This window comes from Collinsella intestinalis (genome assembly GCF_902364775.2).
Taxonomy (GTDB): Bacteria; Actinomycetota; Coriobacteriia; order Coriobacteriales; family Coriobacteriaceae; genus Collinsella.
Genome location: NZ_CABJEU020000004.1, coordinates 2803 through 5466, shown reverse-complemented (window position 1 = coordinate 5466; position 2664 = coordinate 2803). Strand labels below are relative to the sequence as shown.

The 2664-nt window shown below is 63.6% G+C and carries 2 rRNA genes (1 of these 2 only partly in view); both read right to left on the bottom strand.

What is annotated here, in order from left to right:
• Positions 1–68 precede the first annotated feature (68 nt).
• A 5S ribosomal RNA gene (gene rrf, locus FY258_RS07500) occupies positions 69–184 on the bottom strand.
• 142 nt (positions 185–326) lie between these two features.
• A 23S ribosomal RNA gene (locus tag FY258_RS07495) occupies positions 327–2664 on the bottom strand; it runs 661 nt beyond the window's last position.

The following is a 2664-nucleotide window of genomic DNA, read 5'->3' as shown; positions in this document are numbered from 1 at the left end:
ATAGCAAAAGAGGGCCCCCGAGGGGACCCCCTTGCGCCTCGCGCCGAGAAGCGCGAAAGCCGTCCACCGGTCAGCGGCGCCCTGCTCTCCCACGGGCTGACCCCGCAGTACCATCGGCGCGGTGCGGCTTAGCTTCCGGGTTCGGAATGGGACCGGGCGTGCCCCGCACGCAATGGCCGCTGACCGGTGGGCGGCTTTCAGCTGCCCACCCGGGATGTCTCGCGTGCCCTGAGGGCCGCACAGCGACTCCGAGACCGGACCATATCGACCTGACCTTCTGACGACGCGACACCGTGATACGTATGTATGGCGTCCCGCCGGTCGGATGCGGGTAAGAGCTCGGGCTATTAGTACCGCTCGGCTGAGCACGTCGCCGTGCTTGCACCTGCGGCCTATCGACCAGGTAGTCTACCTGGGCCCTTACCGAAAAGGAGAACTGATCTCGGGAACGGCTTCCCGCTTAGATGCCTTCAGCGGTTATCCGCGCCGCACGTGGCTACCCGGCCGTGCCGTTGGTCGACAACCGGTTCACCAGAGGTGCGTCCACCCCGGTCCTCTCGTACTAGGGGCAGCCTCCCTCGATTCTCCTGCGCCCGCGGAGGATAGGGACCGAACTGTCTCACGACGTTCTGAACCCAGCTCGCGTACCGCTTTAAACGGCGAACAGCCGTACCCTTGGGACCTGCTCCAGCCCCAGGATGCGATGAGCCGACATCGAGGTGCCAAACCTTGCCGTCGATGTGGACTCTTGGGCAAGATCAGCCTGTTATCCCCGGAGTACCTTTTATCCGTTGAGCGACGGCCCACCCACGCGGGGCCGCCGGATCACTAGAGCCTGCTTTCGCACCTGCTCGGCTTGTAGGCCTCGCAGTCAAGCCCGCTTATGCTCTTGCACTCAGGAGGACGGTTGCCGACCGTCCCGAGCGGACCTTCGCGCGCCTCCGTTACCCTTTAGGAGGCGACCGCCCCAGTCAAACTACCCACCTGGCACGGTCCCCCATCCGGATGACGGCATGGGGTTAGGACGCCGGCGCGCCGAGGGCGGTATTCCAAGGTCGGCTCCACCCGGGCTGGCGCCCGGGCTTCGAAGCCTCCCGCCTATCCTCTACGCGACGGGCCAGCGGCCAATGCCAAGCTGCAGTGAAGGTTCACGGGGTCTTTCCGTCCTTCCGCGGGTAAGTCGCATCTTCACGACTAGTGGAATTTCACCGGGTCCATGGTCGAGACAGCGCCCAATTCGTTGCGCCTTTCGTGCAGGTCGGAACTTACCCGACAAGGAATTTCGCTACCTTAGGACCGTTATAGTTACGGCCGCCGTTTACCGGGGCTTGGCTTCGGGGCTTCGCTCGCGCTAACCCCTCCGCGTGACCTTCCGGCACCGGGCAGGCGTCAGACCCTATACGTCGGCTCTCGCCTTCTGCAGAGTCCTGTGTTTTTGGTAAACAGTCGATTGGGCCTCTTCACTGCGGCCGGCCTCCGCTCGCCCAGCAAGTGGGTCCACGTACGCGCCGGCGCCCCTTCTCCCGAAGTTACGGGGCCATTTTGCCGAGTTCCTTGACCATGGTTGACCCGATCGCCTCGGTATGTTCTACCCACCCACCTGTGTCGGTTTGCGGTACGGGCGGAGATGCCCCTGCCTAGGGGTTTTTCTGGGGACCACGGGCTCACTCGCTTCGCTCAGTCGCTTCGTCCGGAGCCTCGCCCTCGTGCGGACCGGATTTGCCTGGTCCGCGGGCCGCGCTCCATCACGGGGACGTCCAGAACCCCGCCGAGCCACCCCAATCCGTCGCCCCGTCGGTCGTGACGGTGCATCTCCGGTGCAGGAATGTCCACCTGCTGCGCGTCGCCTACGGCTTCCGCCCTCGGCTTAGCCCCCGACTGACCCTGGGAGGATTAGCCTCGCCCAGGAAACCTCGGGTTTACGGCGGACGAGTTACTCTCTCGTCTCTCGCTACTCATGCCAGCATTCTCACTCCCCAGCAGTCCACCGTCGGTGACCCTCCGGCTTCGCCCCGCTGGGGACGCTCCCCTACCCAATGATGATCATTGCCGCCGCTTCGGCTCTCAGTTTAGCCCCGTGTATTGTCGGCGCATGTCCACTCGACCAGTGAGCTGTTACGCACTCTTTGAAGGGGTGGCTGCTTCTAAGCCAACCTCCTGGTTGTCTGCGCGGACGCACATCCTTTGCCACTTAACTGAGAATTGGGGGCCTTAGCGGGCGGTCTGGGCTGTTTCCCTCTCGAGCACACAGCTTAGCCCACATGCTCTGACTGCCGAGATATGGACCGACCGGCATTCGGAGTTCGGTTCGAATCGGTAGGCGGCGAAGCCCCCTCATCGATCCGGTGCTCTACCTCCGGCGGTTAACTCTCGACGCTAGCCCTAAAGCTATTTCGGGGAGAACGAGATATCTCCGGGTTTGATAGGCCTTTCACCCCTATCCCCAGGTCATCGGCGCACTTTTCAACGTACGTCCGTTCGGCCCTCCACGGGGTCTTACCCCCGCTTCAGCCTGCCCAGGGATAGCTCACCCGGCTTCGCGTCTGCGGCACGCGACTCAAGTCGCCCGTTTCGGACTCGCTTTCGCTCCGGCTCGCTTCCCAGCTTAACCTCGCCGCGTGCCAGCAACTCGCTGGCTCATTCTACAAAAGGCACGCCGTCACA